Source organism: Halanaerobium sp. (genome assembly GCF_003070835.1).
The window spans coordinates 1-19,877 of the sequence record NZ_QBLR01000048.1; the positions used below are offsets into that span (position 1 = coordinate 1).

Annotated in this window: 18 protein-coding genes and 1 riboswitch; of the genes, 2 read left to right on the forward strand and 16 right to left on the reverse strand. The window is 37.0% G+C overall.

Annotated features, from left to right (window positions below; all coding sequences use genetic code 11):
• Nucleotides 1-171: 171 nt before the first annotated feature.
• The 6 genes from CI949_RS07195 to clpB all read right to left on the reverse strand — a co-directional run bounded on the left by CI949_RS07195 (nt 172) and on the right by clpB (nt 6,647).
• A complete protein-coding gene (locus CI949_RS07195; protein ID WP_290764612.1) occupies nt 172-435 on the reverse strand; it encodes an NAD(P)H-dependent oxidoreductase in 264 nt (87 codons plus the stop codon).
• The gene (locus tag CI949_RS07200) at nt 425-1,009 is read right to left on the reverse strand and encodes a flavodoxin family protein (RefSeq protein WP_290764615.1); all 585 of its coding nucleotides are present in this window, start codon (nt 1,007-1,009) and stop codon (nt 425-427) included. The genes CI949_RS07195 and CI949_RS07200 overlap by 11 nt, the downstream gene beginning before the upstream one ends.
• A gap of 40 nt (nt 1,010-1,049) precedes the next feature.
• Complete coding sequence (locus tag CI949_RS07205; RefSeq protein ID WP_290764619.1) at nt 1,050-1,856, reverse strand: aminoglycoside N(3)-acetyltransferase; 807 nt, start codon at nt 1,854-1,856, stop codon at nt 1,050-1,052.
• 87 nt (nt 1,857-1,943) lie between these two features.
• Nucleotides 1,944-2,705: a GNAT family N-acetyltransferase gene (locus tag CI949_RS07210; RefSeq protein ID WP_290764622.1), complete on the reverse strand. Its 762-nt coding sequence runs from the start codon at nt 2,703-2,705 to the stop codon at nt 1,944-1,946.
• A 41-nt stretch (nt 2,706-2,746) separates the two neighbouring features.
• The gene (locus CI949_RS07215; RefSeq protein ID WP_290764625.1) at nt 2,747-3,901 is read right to left on the reverse strand and encodes an MFS transporter; all 1,155 of its coding nucleotides are present in this window, start codon (nt 3,899-3,901) and stop codon (nt 2,747-2,749) included.
• Between the two features lie 163 nt (nt 3,902-4,064).
• Complete coding sequence (gene clpB, locus CI949_RS07220; RefSeq protein ID WP_290764627.1) at nt 4,065-6,647, reverse strand: ATP-dependent chaperone ClpB; 2,583 nt, start codon at nt 6,645-6,647, stop codon at nt 4,065-4,067.
• A 211-nt stretch (nt 6,648-6,858) separates the two neighbouring features.
• On the opposite strand from clpB, the gene xerA reads away from it, so the two are divergent.
• A complete protein-coding gene (xerA, locus tag CI949_RS07225; RefSeq protein ID WP_290764630.1) occupies nt 6,859-7,797 on the forward strand; it encodes a site-specific tyrosine recombinase/integron integrase in 939 nt (312 codons plus the stop codon).
• Between the two features lie 67 nt (nt 7,798-7,864).
• Here the strand turns inward: xerA and CI949_RS07230 are convergent, their stop codons facing one another.
• From CI949_RS07230 to CI949_RS07255, 6 genes are all read right to left on the reverse strand, one after another.
• Nucleotides 7,865-8,983 (reverse strand): aspartate aminotransferase family protein, encoded by a 1,119-nt coding sequence (locus tag CI949_RS07230; RefSeq protein WP_290764634.1) that lies wholly within the window; start codon nt 8,981-8,983, stop codon nt 7,865-7,867.
• Nucleotides 8,984-9,152: 169 nt separating this feature from the next.
• Complete coding sequence (gene dapD / locus CI949_RS07235) at nt 9,153-9,851, reverse strand: 2,3,4,5-tetrahydropyridine-2,6-dicarboxylate N-acetyltransferase (RefSeq protein ID WP_290764637.1); 699 nt, start codon at nt 9,849-9,851, stop codon at nt 9,153-9,155.
• Between the two features lie 46 nt (nt 9,852-9,897).
• Nucleotides 9,898-10,551 carry a 4-hydroxy-tetrahydrodipicolinate reductase gene (locus CI949_RS07240; protein ID WP_290764640.1) on the reverse strand — a complete coding sequence of 218 codons (654 nt, stop codon included), beginning with the start codon at nt 10,549-10,551 and terminating at the stop codon, nt 9,898-9,900.
• Nucleotides 10,548-11,426 carry a 4-hydroxy-tetrahydrodipicolinate synthase gene (dapA, locus tag CI949_RS07245; protein WP_133529550.1) on the reverse strand — a complete coding sequence of 293 codons (879 nt, stop codon included), beginning with the start codon at nt 11,424-11,426 and terminating at the stop codon, nt 10,548-10,550. The genes CI949_RS07240 and dapA overlap by 4 nt, the downstream gene beginning before the upstream one ends.
• 1 nt (nt 11,427) lies before the next feature.
• A complete protein-coding gene (gene lysA, locus CI949_RS07250) occupies nt 11,428-12,660 on the reverse strand; it encodes a diaminopimelate decarboxylase (protein WP_133529551.1) in 1,233 nt (410 codons plus the stop codon).
• A gap of 138 nt (nt 12,661-12,798) precedes the next feature.
• A riboswitch (Lysine riboswitch) is annotated at nt 12,799-12,988 on the reverse strand.
• Nucleotides 12,989-13,121: 133 nt separating this feature from the next.
• Nucleotides 13,122-13,616, reverse strand: a complete 495-nt coding sequence (locus CI949_RS07255) for a hypothetical protein (RefSeq protein ID WP_133529552.1) — start codon at nt 13,614-13,616, stop codon at nt 13,122-13,124.
• A 198-nt stretch (nt 13,617-13,814) separates the two neighbouring features.
• Here CI949_RS07255 and gdhA point away from each other — a divergent pair, with 198 nt between their 5' ends.
• On the forward strand, nt 13,815-15,155 hold the full coding sequence (gene gdhA, locus CI949_RS07260; protein WP_133529553.1) for an NADP-specific glutamate dehydrogenase: 1,341 nt from the start codon (nt 13,815-13,817) through the stop codon (nt 15,153-15,155).
• 149 nt (nt 15,156-15,304) lie between these two features.
• Here gdhA and CI949_RS07265 read toward each other — a convergent pair whose 3' ends face one another.
• From CI949_RS07265 to CI949_RS07280, 4 genes are all read right to left on the reverse strand, one after another.
• Nucleotides 15,305-16,147, reverse strand: a complete 843-nt coding sequence (locus tag CI949_RS07265; protein ID WP_133529654.1) for an ABC transporter permease subunit — start codon at nt 16,145-16,147, stop codon at nt 15,305-15,307.
• A gap of 112 nt (nt 16,148-16,259) precedes the next feature.
• Nucleotides 16,260-17,201 (reverse strand): ABC transporter substrate-binding protein, encoded by a 942-nt coding sequence (locus CI949_RS07270; protein ID WP_133529554.1) that lies wholly within the window; start codon nt 17,199-17,201, stop codon nt 16,260-16,262.
• 90 nt (nt 17,202-17,291) lie between these two features.
• Nucleotides 17,292-18,473 carry a glycine betaine/L-proline ABC transporter ATP-binding protein gene (locus CI949_RS07275; protein ID WP_208108954.1) on the reverse strand — a complete coding sequence of 394 codons (1,182 nt, stop codon included), beginning with the start codon at nt 18,471-18,473 and terminating at the stop codon, nt 17,292-17,294.
• A gap of 293 nt (nt 18,474-18,766) precedes the next feature.
• Nucleotides 18,767-19,564 carry an alpha/beta hydrolase family protein gene (locus CI949_RS07280; RefSeq protein WP_133529556.1) on the reverse strand — a complete coding sequence of 266 codons (798 nt, stop codon included), beginning with the start codon at nt 19,562-19,564 and terminating at the stop codon, nt 18,767-18,769.
• Nucleotides 19,565-19,877 lie beyond the last annotated feature (313 nt).

The following is a 19,877-nucleotide window of genomic DNA, read 5'->3' on the forward strand; positions in this document are numbered from 1 at the left end:
ATTAGGAGTCCCTCCTTTTAATTTGGTTTGGTTACTATTATTATAAAGGAAAGGGGCTCCTTTTTCTATGTTTTTAGAGGAAAAATTTCAAAAAAATCTTTCACCCACCGGGTGAAAACAATATTTTGATAGAAGTTGATATATCAGGGCTGATAATTTATTTCGTGATTGCTATGAATAATTCAGGTTAATAACTTTTGCTGGCATACAATCAACATAGAGTGGGGCTGCCAGAATAATTAAATCTGCCTCTTCTATCTTATCTAAAAACATAATCTCTTTCGCATTAGTTGCTATCTCAGAATGAATATGAATAGATTCAGTTTCAATCTCATATTTTTCAAGTTTGGAGAGTAGATAAGTTCCCAGGCTGGCTGATGAACTATTTTTCCCCTTTGGACTTCCGACTAATAAAATAGCTTTTCTAATTGTCATTCTGTTCACCGACTTTTTTTGAAAATTTACTGACAGTATCTTTAAGTTCCTGATAATCCAAATCTGCTGCAGCAAAAACCTCTGCCTGAAAATTTGGAGAATGAAAATTAATAGCATTTCTTTCCACCAGTTCTTTAAAAATTTCAGTTTGAGCTTCGTTATCTTTCTTCAGAAGACCTACAGCTAAAATAGATGGATATTTTGAATAACGCTTTTTATGGTGGATTTCTCCCTCGACTTTTTTAAAATAGGGAGAAATAAGAGGAATCATTCTATCCAGTGCTTTTTTTAGCTGATAGGAATAACTGCCAAAGACAACTGGGGTCAGAAAAACCAAAAGATCAGAATTAATCAGTTTGGCTGTAACCTCTCGGCCGTAATCATCAATTATACAGATTCCAGGTGTTTTAACCCAGCAGTCAAAACAGCCCAGGCAGTCAGCTATCTTTTTTTCTTTTAGTAAAATCTCTTCAACCTCAAAATCATTGGCCTGCAGTTCTTTATTGATTGTTTTTGAATGCTGCTCCAGATTAATACCATCCAACTCTTCTCCATTTAAAATTAAAGCTCTCATTTTTTTCTCCTTTTAAAGGCCGCTAAACAATATTTGCTAACTATTCCCCTCTTTTTTCCAGCCAGTCAACTGCAAAATCAACTATTTCTTTCTGTTTAAATAATTTAGCTTCTGTTAGTCCAACTTTTGCTTTGCTGTAGTCATGTTTTGATTCAAAATCTTTTCCGATTGCAGGAAAAAGATCATCATTAAATTCTATATCCTGATATTTAGTCCAGATATTTTTGCCGTCTTTTAAAAGTGATGAGCCAAATATTTTAATTTTAAGATCATGCTCAGCTCTGTATTCAGCAAGATGCATTGATGTGTTACTGTCATGACCGACGCCGATTAATAGTATTTTACCTTCTCTCCTGTAAATTTTAGCAAGAGGCGAGTTTTCTCCCAGCGCATAGTCCAACTTATGATCTGAAGTTATAGATTTTGCTTCCTTTCCCCAGGCTGAAAAAGAGAGACAGGGATGATCACTTCTTACAACTCCTGGAAATTTACGAAAAATTTCTGGAGTAACACCTAAGCCGCGGGTGGGTGTTTTTTCTGGTTGGTAGGCTGGCATCTCATCTCTAATTGTCTGATACCACTCTTCTGGCACCGGTGGATTGCCCCAGTATTTAGGCTCAGAGTAGTCTCCACTGTGAGCAGGCATGATCAGCGTTCCTTCTAAAGTGATAACCTTCTGCAGGGCTTCAATTAGAGCTACTGCTCCTCCGCAAACCCAGCCCAGTTTGCTGAGAGCTGTATGAACAATTACTGTTTCTCCTTTTAGATCTAATTTACTTAACTCTTTAACTAATGATTTTTTTGTGATTGGTTTTTTAGTGTTTTCTATAATTTCTTTTTCTTTCACTTGCTTTCCCTCCATTTATTTGATTAGTCCACCGTGGAATCTGCATTCATAAACTGTTTTCCCATAGAATTTGCTCCCTTATTAAGACTATTTTTCTTTGAGTTTAATCCAGCTGATTATTCTATCAAATTCAAAACCCAGTGAACTGAATAACTTTTTTGCTTTAAAATTATCAGGCTCAACATTTAAGAAAATATCCTTCCTGCCTTTCCTTTTATCGTTGATCAACTTCTGCATAACCAGGCGGGCAAAGCCTCTTTTCCTGAAAGCTTCTCTAACATGAATAAATCCTAATGCGCCATCATCGTGAGTTAAGCCCCAGGCAGCAAGTTCCCCTTTAATAATAATTCCAGCTGAGCATTCTGCTGTTATTCTTTCTCTGATATAGGCTTTAGAAGTAAAATCCTGATAGTGGGAGTGAGCAAAAATAAAATCAGCATCTTTAGCTTCAAGTTCTCTGATTTTAAATTCGAGCTCTTTGCCTTTTTCATTTTTCATACTCTTATAATGCAGCAGTTCAGCTTTCACTGCAGCTCTTTCAGGTAAAATTAATCTTTCAGTCTTTAATTCCCATTCGATTTCTCTCTTCTGACTGATAACTGGAAGCATCCACTCTTCCAGAGAGGCAAAATAGAGAGTCCGGTATTGAAATTTTTCCAATAATTCTTTTAATTCCTCTTTATTTTCAGCCGCTGGATAAGACCAGAGGTGGTCAGTATTAACAGTAATCAAAATCGATTCTCCAGCCTGAAAACTTTCTTTGAGGCCATAGTTCTCGATTATCCCAATTATACTTATATTTTTAGCTCTATTATTTCTTAACTTTTTTAAAATTTCTTTTTTATTCATTATTATCTTCCTAACTCTATCTACTGATTAATTTTTTACATTTATACCTTTTTAGCTTTATAAAAGCGGGTTAAGACTGCTCCCAGAATTCCTACCAGACCGATCATCCAGAAACCCATTTTGAGACCGGCCAAATCACTGATTGTTCCCACAAAGATTGGACCGGTAAACATACCCAGTCCGTAAATTGCCTGGAAAAAGCCCATCGCAGTTCCCCTCTTGTTTGCCTCTACATTTTTGATGCTCAGCCCCATTAAAACCGGGAAAATCATTCCCTGTGCAAAGCCGTTTAGCATCTGGTTAAAATATAATAGATAGAGGTGATTGATTAAAGGTACCAGCAGACAGGATAAGGCAAGCAGTGAAAAACCGAAAGTGACTGTATTCTTTTCTCCAAACCGCTGGCTGAAATAACTGCCGCTTAAATAGGAGGACAAAATCCCCGGAATAGTCGTAATGGTTGTTAAAAGACCCAGGTGAAAACTAGTTGCACCCAGATTTTTGGCAGCGACCGGAATAAAACCAAAGGTGGTAGAATGCGAAATCATCATCATTAAAATCGCCAGAAAAGAAACGGTTAAGAGGCTTTTGTTTCTGGCTACTTTTAAAATTTCTTTAAAAGTAATTGCCTGATGATCGATATCTTTCTTTTCATCAACTTTTAGACTTAAGCTAAAGCCAATAACTGCCCCGGCTGCAGCCAGTAAAAATGGAAACTGCTGGCCCAGTATCTGAGCGATTATACCACCTAAAAGCATTCCAACAACCTGCCCGGATTTATTAGAAGCATTGATAATTCCGATTGCATGAGCAGTATCATCATCTTTAAAATAGGAAGAAAAAAGAACAGTAAAGCTGACCCAGGTGGCGGCAGATGCTCCTGCCAGAGAGCGAAAAACTAAAATTAAAGCCGGTGTCTCAGCAAACCACATGCCGGTGGTGCTGATCAGGCTGAGCAAAATGCCGATATTGACAAAAATCTTTTTCTTATTAATCCTATCCGAATAGATTCCCAGTGGAATTCGAATCAGCATTTGAGTAAAACCATAGGAACCCAGAATTAGACCGATCATTATATGTGATGCCCCAAGTGATTCTATGTAGGGAGAAAAGGTTGGAATATAGGCATACATTGAAAACCAGTAAAAAGCAGTGACAAAAATAAATAATCTGATATTTTTCTTTTCTTTAGACATTTAAAAACCTCACATTTTAGTATCTATTGCTTAATTTATAATTTATGTACAGTAATTATACTTCGTGATAAATTAATATTTTCCTTCATCAAAAGCAAAAAGCAGACCAGCAATTAACCGGTCTGCACTTTTAATTATTTGTTTTTGCTCAAATTCTGTTGAATTAATTATTAAATTTAAATTCACCATTTTCAAAATCGACTTCTACTCTATCTCCTTCTTTAATTATTTCTTCTAAGAGAAGCATTGCCAGCTCATCTTTAATCTGATTTTGAATAACTCTTCTTAAAGGTCGAGCACCATAGGCGGGATCAAAGCCGAGTTCTAAGAGCTCCTCTTTGGCTGCCCTTGTTAAATCAATTTCTATATCCTGTTCAGATAGGTTATCCTGCAGATAGGAAATCTGAATATCAATAATCTTAAAGATATCTTCCCTGCTTAAGGAGTGGAAAATAATCTTTTCGTCGATTCTATTTAAGAACTCAGGTCTAAACTGCCCCTTGAGGGCCTCATCAATTTCTTCTTTAATTTTGACTTCATCATCTAAATCCTGAATATACTGGGATCCTACATTGGAAGTCATAATAATAACTGTATTTCTAAAATCAACTTCCTTACCCTGACTATCAGTTAAGACTCCATCATCAAGAATCTGGAGCAGAATATTGAAGACATCAGGATGAGCCTTTTCGATCTCATCAAATAAAATTACAGAATAAGGATTGCGCCTCACTTTTTCCGTCAGCTGTCCACCTTCTTCAAAACCGACATAGCCGGGAGGTGAACCGATTAGTTTGGAAACTGCATGTCTTTCCATGTACTCAGACATGTCAATTCTGGTCAGCGCTCTTTCATCATCAAAGAGGTATTCCGCCAGAGTTTTGGCCAGCTCAGTTTTACCTACACCAGTTGGTCCCATAAACATAAAGGAAGCAAGTGGTCGATTGGCATCCTGAAGACCTGTGCGCGAGCGGCGAATTGCGTTGCTGACTGCTTTAACGGCATCATGCTGGCCGACAACACGTTTTTCTAATTCATCTTCTAAGTGAATCAGTTTTTCCTTTTCTTCCTCCATCAGCTTCTGCAGTGGAATATCAGTCCAGAGGGACACAATTTCTGCTATATCCTCTTCTGTTACTTCTTCTTTAACCAGATGGGTGGCATCTTTTTGTGATTCCTCTACCTTTTTACTGACCTCGGCCAGCTCCTTACGCAGCTCATTTAACTCACCATAGCGGAGTCGGGCTGCTTCCTCATAATTGGCCTCTCTTTCGGCAGCTTCAGCCCGATATTCAATCTGCTCAATTTTTTCTTTCAGCTCCTGCATTTTAGCCAGCTGGTCTTTCTCGTTTTTCCATTTTAAGCGCAGGGGATCACGCTGATCCTTTAATTCCTGCAGTTTTACTTCAATCTCTTCCAGCTGCTCCTGAGCCTCATCTGTATCTTCATTTTTCAAGGCCTCCTTTTCTGTTTCCAGTCTTCTAACTCTGCGGTCGAGTTCATCAATCTCTATCGGCATCGAGTCGATTTCAATTCTGATTTTAGAAGCCGCCTCGTCAATCAAGTCTATTGCCTTATCCGGCAGAAATCTTTCTGTCAGATAGCGATCTGAAAGTTTGGCAGCAGCAACAATTGCATTATCAGTAATTTTTATTCCGTGATGAATCTCATACTTTTCTTTTAAACCTCTTAAAATTGAAACTGTGTCTTCAATATCCGGCTCTGAAACCTGTACCGGCTGAAATCTGCGCTCTAAAGCGGCATCTTTTTCGATATGCTTTTTATATTCAGCTAGAGTAGTTGCTCCAACACAGTGCAGCTCACCCCGAGCCAGGGCTGGTTTTAAAAGGTTGGCTGCATCCATTGAACCTTCAGTAGCTCCTGCGCCAACCAGGGTGTGCATCTCATCAATAAAGAGAATGATCTGACCTTCAGCCTTTTTAATCTCCTTTAAGACTGACTTTAATCTTTCTTCAAATTCACCTCTAAATTTGGTTCCAGCAACCAGGGAACCCATATCAAGGGAAATCACTTTTTTCTTCTTCAAGCCTTCGGGAACATCACCATTAATAATTCTCTGGGCCAGCCCTTCGACAATGGCAGTTTTACCAACACCTGGATCACCGATTAAAACCGGATTGTTTTTACGGCGGCGGGATAAAACCTGCATCACTCTTCTGATTAAGTTATCACGGCCGATTACCGGATCCAACTTACCATTTTTGGCCTGCTCGGTAATATCAATTGTATATTTTTCTAAAACATGGAAACCTTCTTCTCCCTGCTGGGAATCAATTTTATCTCCGCCCCGGACTTCCTGAATAATCTGCTTTAAGTCATTGTAATTTAAATTCTTCTCATAGAGCATTTTCCCCAGCTCGGTTTTGCGCTCTCTTAAAATTGCCAGCAGAAAATGCTCGGTTGAAATATACTGATCTCCAAGAGCGTCTGCCTGTTTTTCAGCCTCCCGCATAATATCGTTAAGCTGATGGGACATATAGGCCTGCCCACTCTGCTCTGAATATACCTGTGGTAGTTTTTTGAGCAGTTTTTCGTTTTCTGCCTTTAGTTCTTTTAGATTAGCTTCTGCCTTCTGCAGTAGTGGAATTACAATTCCGTCATCCTGGTTTAATAAAGCTTTAAATAAATGAGAAGGAAAGATTTCCTGATGCTGATAGTCTTTAGCAACATTCTGTGCCTCTACCAGACTTTGCTGTGCCTTGCGTGTAAACTTTTCCATATCCATCTTTTTATTCCTCCTTTGAACTAAAATATTCAGTTTTAATTTATTTTTATAATTTCGTTTCTATAATAATTATAGTACAAAGGTCAGAGAAGGTCAAGAGTAAAAATAGAGGAAATTAATCTTTTTAATTGAATATAATATATATAGGTACCAGGTCCAAATAAGCTTATTTAGACCTGGTTAAAAAGAAAAAAAGCACAAACCAAAGGAAGTGATTAAAATTTCTCAACTTAATTTTTTACAGGCTTTAAATAAATTCAAAAAATATCTTAATGTGGAAAAAGGATATTCTCAGCTGACAATTAAGGAATATGACAGTGATCTGCATCAATTACATAAATATCTGAGGGAAGAATTAGATTTTGAGGAAGGTTTTAAACCGGATGAGGTTGATCGGCTTGATATCTCGGAGTTTCTGGCTGATGCAGTGATTATTAATGACAATAAGGCGGTTACTAGAAATCGGAAACTCTTTGCTGTCCGTTCTTTTTATAAGTATCTTCTCCACTACGGGATTGTGACCAAAAACCCGGCTGAGGCGATAGAAAGCAGCAAAACTGATAACAGGCTGGAGCCGATTTATTTAAAGCTTAAAGAAGCTCAGAAATTTATTCAGGCAATTGATGAGCATGGTGGTATCAACCGCCTGCGGGATCTGGCCATAGTTAAGCTCTTCCTCTATGCTGGCCTCCGGATTTCTGAGCTTGTTAATTTAGATTTTGACAATATTGATTTTGAAGATGGTTCAATTAAGTTTTACGGTAAGGGCAAAAAGGAGCGCTATGTGCCGCTGCATAATGATGTTGTTCTAGCAATCAGGCGCTATATGCGGGAGAGAAATTCGATTAAAATTAAGGACAGTGATGCCAGGCAGGCAGTTTTTATTTCACGCCACGGCAGAAGGATCAGTCCACGAACTATTCAGCTTTTTGTTAAAAAATATGCTAAAAAAGCAGGTTTAAGTAGAGCTGATAAAATTACTCCTCACAAACTCCGCCATACTTTTGCTTCTACTCTTTACAGACAGACAAAGGATATCAAGATACTGCAGGACCTTTTGGGGCATGCCAATCTTTCTACAACCCAGATTTACACCCATGTCGACACTGAAGAAAAGAAAAATGCTATTGATGAAATGCCTGATTTTTAGAACTTAAAAGCCAACTAATTCAAAAAAACCGGGTTTCTGGAAATATTATCCAGGTACCCGGTACCATCTAAATTATTTTTTTCAATTTTTCTACCAGTTCATCAATTTCAAATTTAGTAATATTAAGTGCCGGTAAAAAGCGGATCACTTTACCTTTAACTATATTAAGCAGAACTCCTTCTGCCTGAGCCTGATCTCTTAAATCAGGAATTTCTTCTTTTAGTTCAATTCCAAGCATTAAGCCAATTCCTCTAACTTCTTTAATCTTATCGGATTCAAGTTCTTTTAATTTATTTAAAAAATATTCTCCTCTTTCAGCAATTGAATCTTCCATTGTCTCTAATTTTTCCAGCACCACTTTTGCCCCTCTTAAGGCCAGTGGGTTGGGAGCAAAGGTTGAGCCGTGATCACCTGGTTCTAAAACCTCGGTCATTTCTCCCTTCATAACCACAGCACCCAGAGGTAGACCACCACCAAGTGCTTTAGCAGCAGTAATTAAATCAGGTTTAAGATCAAAGTGTTCGTAGGAATATCTTTCTGCTGTTCTGTAAAGACCGGCCTGAACCTCATCAACCGCCAGAATCCAGTTATTCTGATCAATCTTCTTATTTAATTCAGCTACAAATTCTGCTGATGCCGGCTGAACTCCACCAGAGCCCTGCAGTGGTTCAAAAAACACTGCCTTGATATCAGGGTTTTGAGCTGCAGTCTCTTTTAGACTCTCAAGATCATTAAACTCAGCTTCGATTGTATCCGGCAGCAGAGGCTTAAACTGATCTCTGATCCCGGGGAAACCATTAACCGAAAGTGCTCCCAGGCTTCTGCCGTGGAAAGAATTGCTGAAAAATAGTATCTTGCCTTCTCCAATTTTCTTTTTAATAATCTTTAAAGCAAGCTCAGTTGCCTCGGTCCCAGAATTAACAAAAAATGCTTTATCACCAGGGTCAGTTATTAACTCAGCTACTCTTTCTGTATCCTGGTCCAAAAAATAATTAGATGTATGTGCATATTTATGCAGTTTATCACTGATTGCATCCACAACTTCAGGGTGGCTGTGGCCTAAGGCCATTACACCAATGCCCGCAAAGGTATCAAAGTATTTATTGCCTTCCTGATCGTAGATATATACTCCTTCTGCCTTCTCGATTGTAAAATCATAACTGTTATAAAGTTCTAAATAACGCATTTTAATACACCCTTTTTAAAATTATTTGGGGAAATTTATATTCCTGCCTATTTAAAAGCTGACCAGAATAAATCCAGCCAGCTTAGAATTTATACTTTTAAGTTTTTATAACTTAATTTAGAATGATTTTTAATAAATCATAATCTAATCTATTTTTATTTATAGCTATTTACAGCTGACGCAGACTGGCCATTACTTCAGTTTTCTGTTTTGTCTTGTCATCTACATCCTTAATCTTTTTAGCAGGAGCACCGGCATAAACAGCGCCTGCAGGTACATCATCAATTACAATTGAGCCTGCTGCAATTACAGCACCTTCACCGATCTGAACTCCTTCTAAAACAACTGCATTGGCACCGATTAGGACATTATCTTCCACAACAACCGGGTCAGCACTCGGCGGCTCAATTACTCCAGCCAGCACAGTTCCCGCACCGATATGGCAGTTGTCACCAACAGTCGCCCGTCCTCCGAGCACTGTATTCATATCAATCATTGTATTGGCGCCAATCTTAGCCCCAATGTTGATTACTGCTCCCATCATTAAAACACAGCCATCACCAATTTCAACCTGATCCCGGATATGTACCCCTGGCTCTATGCGGCAGTTGTACTGGCTGTAATCAGCTAACGGAATAGCAGAATTTAATCTGTCCATTTCAATTCTGGACTGAGTTAATTTATCGCCCAGCTTTTCTTTTAAAGATTCTGCTTCTTTCAGCTCACAAAAAACAACGCCGGAGCTGTCATCACCATAATATTCGTAGCTGCTTAAAACTTCTTTTAATCCTTCACCCTGGATATAAAACTTAATAGGTGTTTTTTTAGTTGAATTTGAAATATAGTCAATTAAATCGTAAGAATTCATTTTTTTGCCTCCACTTATATCTTTTTATTAAATTTATCATTTTGTCTTAAGATTGATCACTTAAAATTTGACTGAATGTATAAAAACCAGGATCAAGCTCTAAAATTGCCTCAGCACTCATTAAGACACCTCTGGTAAAAGCCTCTCTTGAGTAAGCTCTGTGCTTTAAAGTCAGCACCTCACCGGTACTGGCAAAGTCAACTTCGTGTTCCCCAAACTCTGATCCCAGTCTTTTAGAATGCATTTCTACCTCTCTATCCAGAAGATCTCCCAGCATAATTGCTGTTCCGGATGGTTTATCCTTTTTAAAACGGTGGTGAGTTTCGGAAATTTCAATATCCCAGTCCTGGTCCACATACTGATTTACCTTTTTGATCAGTTCAGATAAGATATTAATACCAATCGAAAAGTTAAAGCTCTGAATCACCGGTGCTTTTTCTGCCAGTTGATCCAACTTAGTAAAATCTTCTTCATCAAGTCCAGTTGTTCCTATAACCAGCGGCACCTCTTTTTCTTCAATCACTCTGACTGTATCAGAAAAGGCTTCTTTTAAAGAAAAATCGATAATCACTTCCGGCTTTTCTATTTCTTTTTCACCGTTTTCATCTTTCTGATAGACCAGCTCGTAACCGGCTTCAGAAAATAATTCTTCTATTGCCTGGCCCATCCGGCCTGAATATCCTATAATTCCATACTTCATACTATATCAAGCTCCTTCATTTCTGTTAAGATTAACTGCTGATGCTCTTTACTTAAATTAACTAAGGGACGTCGCAGATTATTATTGGAGAGCCCAAGCTGCTGCATCGCAAATTTAATTGGAATTGGATTAACATCAACAAATATTAAGCGCATTAGTTTTAAGTATTTATAATGTAGGTCTCTGGCTGCCTGATAATCCTCAGCTAAAATATGAGAAGTGATTTTTTTCATTACACCCGGCAGTAAATTAGAAAATACAGAGATAACTCCACTGCCTCCGGACATCATCAGCGGTAAAGCCTGGTCATCATTGCCGGAAAGAATTGTTTTATTGGCTCTGACCAGCTCAATCACATTTAAAATCTGGCTCATATCACCACTGGCTTCTTTGATGGCTGCAATATTATCTTCCATTTCGGACATTTTCTTAAAAGTTTCCGGCTCAATATTAACTCCGGTTCGGGAAGGAACATTATAGGCAATGATCGGCAGCTCAGTTTTTCTGGCCACATATGTGTAGTGGTCAATTAAACCCTGCTGGCTTGTTTTATTATAATAAGGGGTTACTATTAAGAGTCCATCAGCACCATTTTCTGCTGCCAGCTCATTCATTTCAACAACCTTAGAGGTATCATTGGTTCCAGTTCCAACAATTACCGGCACCTTACCATCAGCCTTGCTAACTGCCATTTCTGTTAGCAGTCTTCTTTCTTCTAAATGAACGGTAGGTGATTCCCCAGTTGTTCCCAGCACAACCAGAGCATCAACTTCATTTTCTAATTGATGGTCCAAAATCTTATCAAAAAGCTCGTAATCAACTTCACCGTTGTCCTTAAAAGGAGTAATTAACGCCGTACCTACACCTTTAAACATATTAATAGCCTCCTATTACAGTAGTTGTGTAATCTTCAAAAGTCTCATCCCGCCTGATCTGTTTAACCTCACCGTCAGTTGTGTATAAAAACTCTCCATTTCTGAGCATACCATTATAATTAAAACCCATTGCGTGTCCGTGAGCACCCGTATCGTGAATAACCAGTAGGTCACCCAGTTTACTTAGCGGCAGCCTGCGGTCAATTGCAAACTTATCATTATTTTCACAGAGGGAGCCGATTACATCATATTCTTCAAATTTATCTTCTCCTCTGGCTTCTGCATCAATATTTGTTAAATGGTGATAGCTTCTGTACATGGCAGGCCTCATTAAATCAGACATTGAAGCATCTACACCCAGGTAGTTTTTATAAGTTTCTTTTTCCTTGATCACCCTGGTTACTAAATAGCCTGACTCTCCGGTAATGTAGCGGCCTGATTCCATATAAATTTTAGGCTGCAGTCCATTTGACTTTAAAACTTTATCGTATGATTCATTAACTGCACCTGCAATCGCTTCGACATCAACCTCTGTCTCAGCCTGATAGGGTATTCCGATTCCTCCCCCAATATTAATGAAGTCAATTTCAACTTGATATTCTTCAATTATCTCTCTGGCAAAATTGAAAAGCATTTCTGTATATTCACCAAAAATCTGTGGGTCGTTTTCATTAGAAACTACCATAGTGTGCAGTCCAATTGAGTCGATTCCCTGCTCACTCAAAAAAGCCACCGCTTCTTTAATCTGTTCTGCAGTTGAACCAAATTTTGACTCTTTGGAATCACCCATTATTTCATTTTCAATTGAGCCGGGGTTTAGTCTAAAACAGATATTATCCGGTATTATCTTATTTTCAAAAAGCTCATAAATATCTGCAGCCCAGTCAATATTAATAATACAGCCGCGGTCAACTGCATATTGATAGGCATCCATGGTGGTCAGATTGGAAGTAAACATTATCTCCTCACCATTAAAGCCGGCAGCTTCTGCCAGTTTAATTTCCGGCACAGTTGCTGCATCAACTCCACAGCTATTTTCCTTCATCACCTTTAAAATATGAGGGTTGGGATTGGCCTTAATGGCAAAATACTCCTTAAAATCCACCCAGCTAAAGGCACTGATCAGTCTATTTAAACGGTCTACAATTGTCCTTTCGTCATAAATATGAAAAGGAGTTCCATATTCGTTAACTGTCTCTCTAATTTTTACTTCAGGTATAGTTATTGTTTTCATAAATCTACTCCATTTTTAAATTATTGTCTAAAATTATTTTATCACAATTTGCTGGCAAAAGAAAAATATCTATAGATAACAAAAACTCAGCGAAATCGCTGAGTTAAATACTAATTCAGAGAAATCACCTCTTCCATCTTTTGAGATAGCTCAACATTAAAAGTCTGGATAAACTCTTAATGACAGTTCTGTATATTTTTTATACAGACCCAGCAGACAGCCATTAAACCCTGGCTGAAAACTTCGGCAAATTAGCCTTTCTTCTGCAGCAGCGGTTTAAGCTTAAGCCGGCAGAATACTGATCAAAATTTGCGCCTCTACCTCACCAGAAGTGATGAGGCATTTTCCTATTGAAATTTATTATCTTTATAACTTTGTTTAAGTATATATAATTGAAGAAAAGTTGTCAAGAAATAACTGATAATTTTTCTCACTAAATTTCTAGCTTCAAGTAATAGCCTTTATAGCCTCTTATCTATTTCCGGAATAATCAAAATAAGAGCAGCAGCAACAAAGCTAGAAGTAAAACTGTAAAGTAGTAATAATAAAATTGGATTACCGGCAGCCACTGAAGCCAGCACATTTCTCAGCGCCGTCCCTAAAATTGTATCGGTTAGAGTTAAAGTAAAATAAAAACCGCCTCCAAAGCCGACAGCTAAGATCAAAAAACTAAAGAATTTACTGTAGTTTTGCCTTAAAATTCTTTTGATTAAAACAGCCATTACAGCATAGAAGAAAATAAAAAATAACTGCTGAAAAAAGAAAAGTAAGGCCATAATAAAGTTAAGTAGAACTAAAGTAGTATATTCTCTGAGACTAAACTTGGAATAATTTAGATATAAAATTGTAGGAACAGTAACTGCATTAAAGACATTGGTCGTTCCTTTAAAAAGAATAAAAGAAATAGTAATTAATGATAAACTGATTGCTGTATGGGTAAGTTCTCTTGTTTTCAAATTTTATCCTCCCAGGAAATATATTGCTCTTACTAATTGATTATATTAATCTAAAGCTCGACTGTCAAGTTAAAGCACTAAAGAAGTATCCTTGTATACACTCAAAACTTTGACTGTTTTAATTGATTTTAAGTGAAATTTATATTAAGATTAATTTGTGATAGTTTAATGATAAAAAATTTTTGAGGAGTGAGAAGCATGAGCAATTATACTGAGCGAATTTTAGAAATGGTAAAGAACAGAAATCCAGGTGAAGTTGAATTTCATCAGGCTGTTGAAGAAGTTTTAGAATCTTTAAATCCGGTTTTTGATAAACATCCTGAATACGAAGAAAATGGAATTTTAGAAAGAATTGTTGAGCCGGAAAGACAGATCATCTTCCGTGTTCCCTGGGTCGATGATAATGGAAAAACCCATGTCAATCGTGGTTTTAGAATTGAATTCAATTCAGCCCTGGGACCTTATAAAGGTGGACTAAGATTTCATCCTTCAGTGTATACAGGTATAGTAAAGTTTTTAGGTTTTGAACAGATCTTTAAAAATGCTCTAACCGGTCGCCCTATTGGTGGCGGTAAGGGTGGAAGTGATTTTGATCCTAAGGGTAAATCTGACCAGGAAGTTATGCGCTTCTGTCAGAGTTTCATGACTGAGCTGGCCCGCCATATTGGAGATAAAACTGATGTTCCGGCTGGAGACATTGGTGTTGGCGGCCGAGAAATTGGTTATCTCTTTGGACAGTACAAAAGAATTAAAAATAGATATGAGGCAGGAGTTTTAACTGGTAAAGGTTTAGACTGGGGTGGAAGTCTGGTCAGGACTGAAGCTACAGGTTATGGTTTAGTCTACATACTGGAAGAAATGCTTAAGGAAAATAAAATTTCTTTAAATGATAAAAAAGTTGTTATTTCCGGTTCCGGTAATGTTGCTATCTATGCTAATGAAAAAATAACTCAGCTGGGAGCTACAGTTGTAGCAATGAGTGATTCCTCCGGTTATTTATATGATGAAAACGGAATCGACCTTGATCTGGTTAAAGAAATCAAGGAAGTTGACCGCGGCAGAATTAAGGAATATTTAGAAGAATATCCTGATGCCGAATACTATGATAACTGCAGTGATATCTGGTCAGTTGACTGTGACATAGCTCTTCCCTGTGCAACTCAAAATGAAATGGACGCAGAGGGAGCCCAGAAATTAATTGATAATGGAGTAATTGCAATTGGTGAGGGTGCAAATATGCCTTTAACTCCAGAAGCTATTAAGCTGGTTAAAGATAATGATCTCTTCTATATTCCCGGTAAAGCTGCCAATGCTGGTGGTGTTGCAACTTCTGCTATCGAAATGACTCAAAACGCAATGTTCGATGAGTGGACATTTGATAAGGTTGATCAGGAGCTGCAGAAAATAATGGTTGGTATTTATAAAGATGCAAGTGCAGTTGCTAAAGAATACGGTATGGAAGGTGACCTGGTTGCAGGAGCTAATATTGCCGGTTTCCTAAAAGTTGCAAATGCAATGTTAGATCAGGGTGTAGTTTAAATGAAATAATTAATTAAAATTAGAAATAAATTGAAACACTAAAATCCCGCCTGGCAAATTAATGCTGAGCGGGATTTTTTTAGCTTAAATAATTTATGATTTTAATGATTTACTTTTAAAGCTGCTTTCAACTTTATCTTCCAGCTTGATTATGAATCTCTACCAAACATTCTATCAAGCACCATTGCGATAATCACAACTCCAAGACCAGCTTCAAATCCTAATCCAATGTTAACTGTATTTAAAGATCTTAAAACAGGTTTACCAAGCCCGCCGGCTCCAATCATTGCCGCGATTACAACCATTGATAAGGAAAGCATAATACACTGATTAATCCCCATCATAATCGAAGGCATTGCTCCCGGCAGTTCAATTTTAAATAAAATCTGCCACCAGTTTGCCCCAAAAGCATGACCTGCTTCTTCTAACTCTTCATCCACCTGTTTAATTCCTAAATAAGTCAATCTGATTGGAGGTGCAATTGCAAAAACAACTGTGGCAATTACTCCCGAAACATTTCCCAGGCCGAAGAACATCAGTGCCGGAATTAAATAAACAAAAGGAGGAATTGTCTGCATGAAGTCTAAAATTGGTCTGGTTATTAAGTCAATTATTTTATTGTGAGCTTTTAAAATCCCAATCGGAATACCAATTATAAGTGCAACTAAAACTGAGGTAATAATTGAGGCCAGTGTTATAACTAAAGGTTCCCACATTCCAATATTCAATACAAGTCCCAGTCCAAGACCCACAAAAACTGCCAGTCTTTTCCCCTTAAGCTTCCAGGCAGCAGCTGCAAAAATCGCTATCAAAACTAGAGGATGTGGATAGGATAAAACTGTTTCCACTGAACCAACAATTATCTCTATAATTGAAGAAAAACTATTTAAAGGTCCGCTGAAATTATTTATTAAAAAGTTAACCAAATTTTCTATCCAATTCCCGATTGGAATTTTGGTTGTAAAAAATTCTATAATAGTGTTAATAATAATCACATCCTTATTAAATTTTAACTGGCGGTATCATTTTGATACCACCAGCATTTATTATGATAAATTTTTCAGTCTAATATATTTTTAAAATAAAGCATCTATATTTTCTTAGTTATTTACTGCTAACTTTTTCTGCAATTACTTTTCTGGCCATTCTTCCATCAGTACTTTTGACTCCGAATACCCACTGATTTACAATATCTAAGTTATTTGCAATCCACTCTTCGGCAATTTTTTCAGGCTGACGTCCTTTGTTTTGATATTCATCAATCCAGACATTTTGAATGGGTGCAGTTACCTTAAACTGTTCTAATAATTTATAAAAATTAGGGTTCTCTTCCTGATAACCCTTTCTAGCTACAGTATAAACACTGTCGCTTTTACCCCAAATACCTTCAGGATCATCAAGATATTTTAAATCGAACATCAGGTTCATATAGTGTGGTTTCCAGCCGTTAAATGCAATCCATTCTTTGCTATTAACTGCTCTTTTAACTGCTGAAAGCATTCCAGCTGTTGAACTAGACTGCAGAGTCCAATCTTTTAAGCCATAGTTGTTATTTTTAATGGCATCCTGAATAACAATATTTCCTGCATTACCGGGTTCAAGACCATATATCTTACTGCCAAACTTATCAGCATATTCTTTTAAATCTGACATAGATTTTACTCCGGCTTCATATACATATTCAGGTACAGCGGTTTTATATACTACATCTTCTAAATTCACACGTACATTATGAAGCACACCTTTTTTCTGATATTCACTAAATGTTTTCTCCATTGTCGGCAGCCAGTTACCCAGGAATACATCCAGATCTTTGTTTTCTAAACTTTTAAAAATTACTGTTTCTGGAGCAGCTGTCATTTCAGTTTCATAGCCCAGATACTCTGCAACTTTTGCTGCTACATGAGTTTTAACGGTAACTCCAGGCCACTGAACATAACCAAACCTAATTGTATCTTCTGCTGCCTGAGCCTGTGGTACTGCAGCAAATAGTCCAAATCCTAGTAGAACGATTAGTAAAGTTGAAATTAATTTTTTCTTATACATTTATATCCCTCCAGAGATATTATTTATTAATTTAACCTAAACTGAATTAGCAAATTTATATAAAAGTTTAAAATTAAGCTAAATTAAAGTTTAAACTTTTTCTGATGCCAGATTTGCTACCACATTTGTTTTAACAATTATTCCCTTTAATTTATCATTTTCATCAAGCACAGGCAGAGGTGTATCTATATCTGCAATTTTTGAGAATAAATCGTTGACACTTTCTTCTGGCTCAGCAATTGGAACCTCTTTAATAATTTCATCTAAATTTTCCTTGTCTTTATTCAAGGATTCAACAACATCTTCGATGGTAACAATTCCTCTGTATTTTCTGTTTTCACCTAGCACAAAAATACTGCCCAGCTCATTATGTCTCATTTTATGGAGTGCAGTTCTTAACCCATCCTGCTTATAGAGCACAGCTCTCGCTTTATCCATAATATCTTCAGCAGTTAAAACACGGGAACGGTTAACATCCTGAACAAATTCAGCTACATAATCATTTTCAGCGTTTGTCAGAATCTCTTCGTGATTACCTACCTGAACAATTTCTCCATCTTTCATAATTGCAATTCTATCACCAAGTTTTAGTGCCTCATCCAGGTCATGAGTAATAAAGACAATGGTTTTATCTATATGTTCATATAAGTCTAAAAGCTTATCCTGCATATCTTTTTTGATCAATGGGTCAAGGGCACTAAATGGCTCATCCATCAGCAGAATATCTGTATCTACAGCCAGTGCTCTGGCAAGACCAACTCGCTGCTGCATTCCACCACTGAGTTGATCAGGTTTCTGGTCCTCATAGCCTTCCAGTCCAACCTGCTTAAGAGCGGTCATCGCTTTTTCTCTTCTCTGTTCTTTGTCCATTCCCTGAATTTCTAAACCAAATTCAGCATTTTCTAAAACTGTCCGGTAGGGAAAGAGGGCAAAGTTTTGAAAAACCATTCCAAACTTTTCTTTTCTAAACTCGCGCAGCTCGTTCTTATTAAGATCCATTATATTTGTTCCATCGATCTCTATAGTGCCGGCTGTTGGCTCAACCAGTCTATTTAAAGTTCTGAGCAGAGTTGATTTACCACTACCAGAAAGGCCCATGATTACAAATATCTCACCTTCTTCTACTTCAAAACTGGCGTTATTAATTCCGACGGTGGCACCTGTTTTTTCTAAAATATCATCTTTACTTTTTCCGTTTTTTAGCATTTCAATTTCTTTTTGGCCTTTACCGTCAAAAACTTTATAAAGATTTTCCGCTTTTATTTTCAATATTTTCACCTCTTTATTTGGTTTTTGCCAGAAAATTTAATGGCATTAAAAAAGGTTTAGAAAATGTTCTCACAGAACAAATTCTAAACCTTATGATTAAAATTATCGTTCATTTAATTATTATCAGCAAGAAAATGACTCTGATAATAACGCGGGATAAAATCAACCCGCTTGCTTAACTCCTTAACAAGAATAACAAACTGGCTCCAGTCTGTCAAACCGATGGCTAAATTAAAAATTGTCATTAAATTTATAATATATTTAACTGTTTAACTCATTCAGACTAAAGTTGCGGTTTATTTTTTCAGCGGCAGCCAGTCAATTACAGTCTGAATTTTCTTATCCCAGTACCACCACTCATGGGCAGCATTTTCTTCTTCATATTTTAATTTAATACTATTTTTGCTGCAGAATTTTTTAAATTTTTGATTATCCTGATATAAAAAGTCTTCAGTCCCACAGCACTGATATAATTTTGGAATTTCAGCCTGGCGGCCTTTTAACCTTTTAAGTAAATAAAATAAATCATTATTTGAATTCTTTACTTTCTCTAAATCTCCAAAAATCCATTTAAATTCCTCATAGAGTTCTCCTGCTTCATTTTTATTTGTAACATGTTCGGCCATATTTACGGCTCCTGATAAACTGGCAGCAGCGGTAAAACGCTCCGGCTGATTTAAGGCGAGTTTAAAAGCACCATAGCCTCCCATTGAAAGTCCGGCAACAAATGTATCTTCTCTTTTATTGCTGAGCGGCAGTATTTTTCCCAATTTCTGAGGCAGCTCCTGACTGAGGTAAGTAAAATAATTCTGTCCCATTGCCATATCAGTATAAAAACTACGGTGAACATTAGGCATAATCACAGCCAGTCCAGCATCTTCTGCATATCTTTCTATTGAACTCCGCCGCATCCAGGAGCTGTGGTCATCAGATAAGCCATGCAGCAGATATAATACAGGATATTCATCTTCAAATTCTCGGATAACATCTCTTTCAGATTTACCTACTTTTTTGTACTTCTCAGGTAAAATAATATTAACTGGAGAAGCCATACCTATACTATCACTAAATAAATTTAATTCTAAAAGTGCCATAAAAATCCTCCTATTTAGTTCTTTATTTATTATTATAATTATTCTAAACTTTAAATATTCCTGCCTAAAAATTTAATTAATATGTGAATTATTTCTTTTGAACCAGGTCCAAATCGGGCGCTTTGGACCTGGTTCAAAAAGATTTGACTTTAGCTCTAGGCTGGGTTATACTAAAAGAGCTGACTAAAAAAATTAGTGTTTTATAACTTAATAGATAATATAGCAACTAAGCCCTGACTATATAAATGTAGTCGGGGTTTTTTAGCGTCTACTTATATAAGTATAGATTTATCAACCGGATGCAGTATTATTT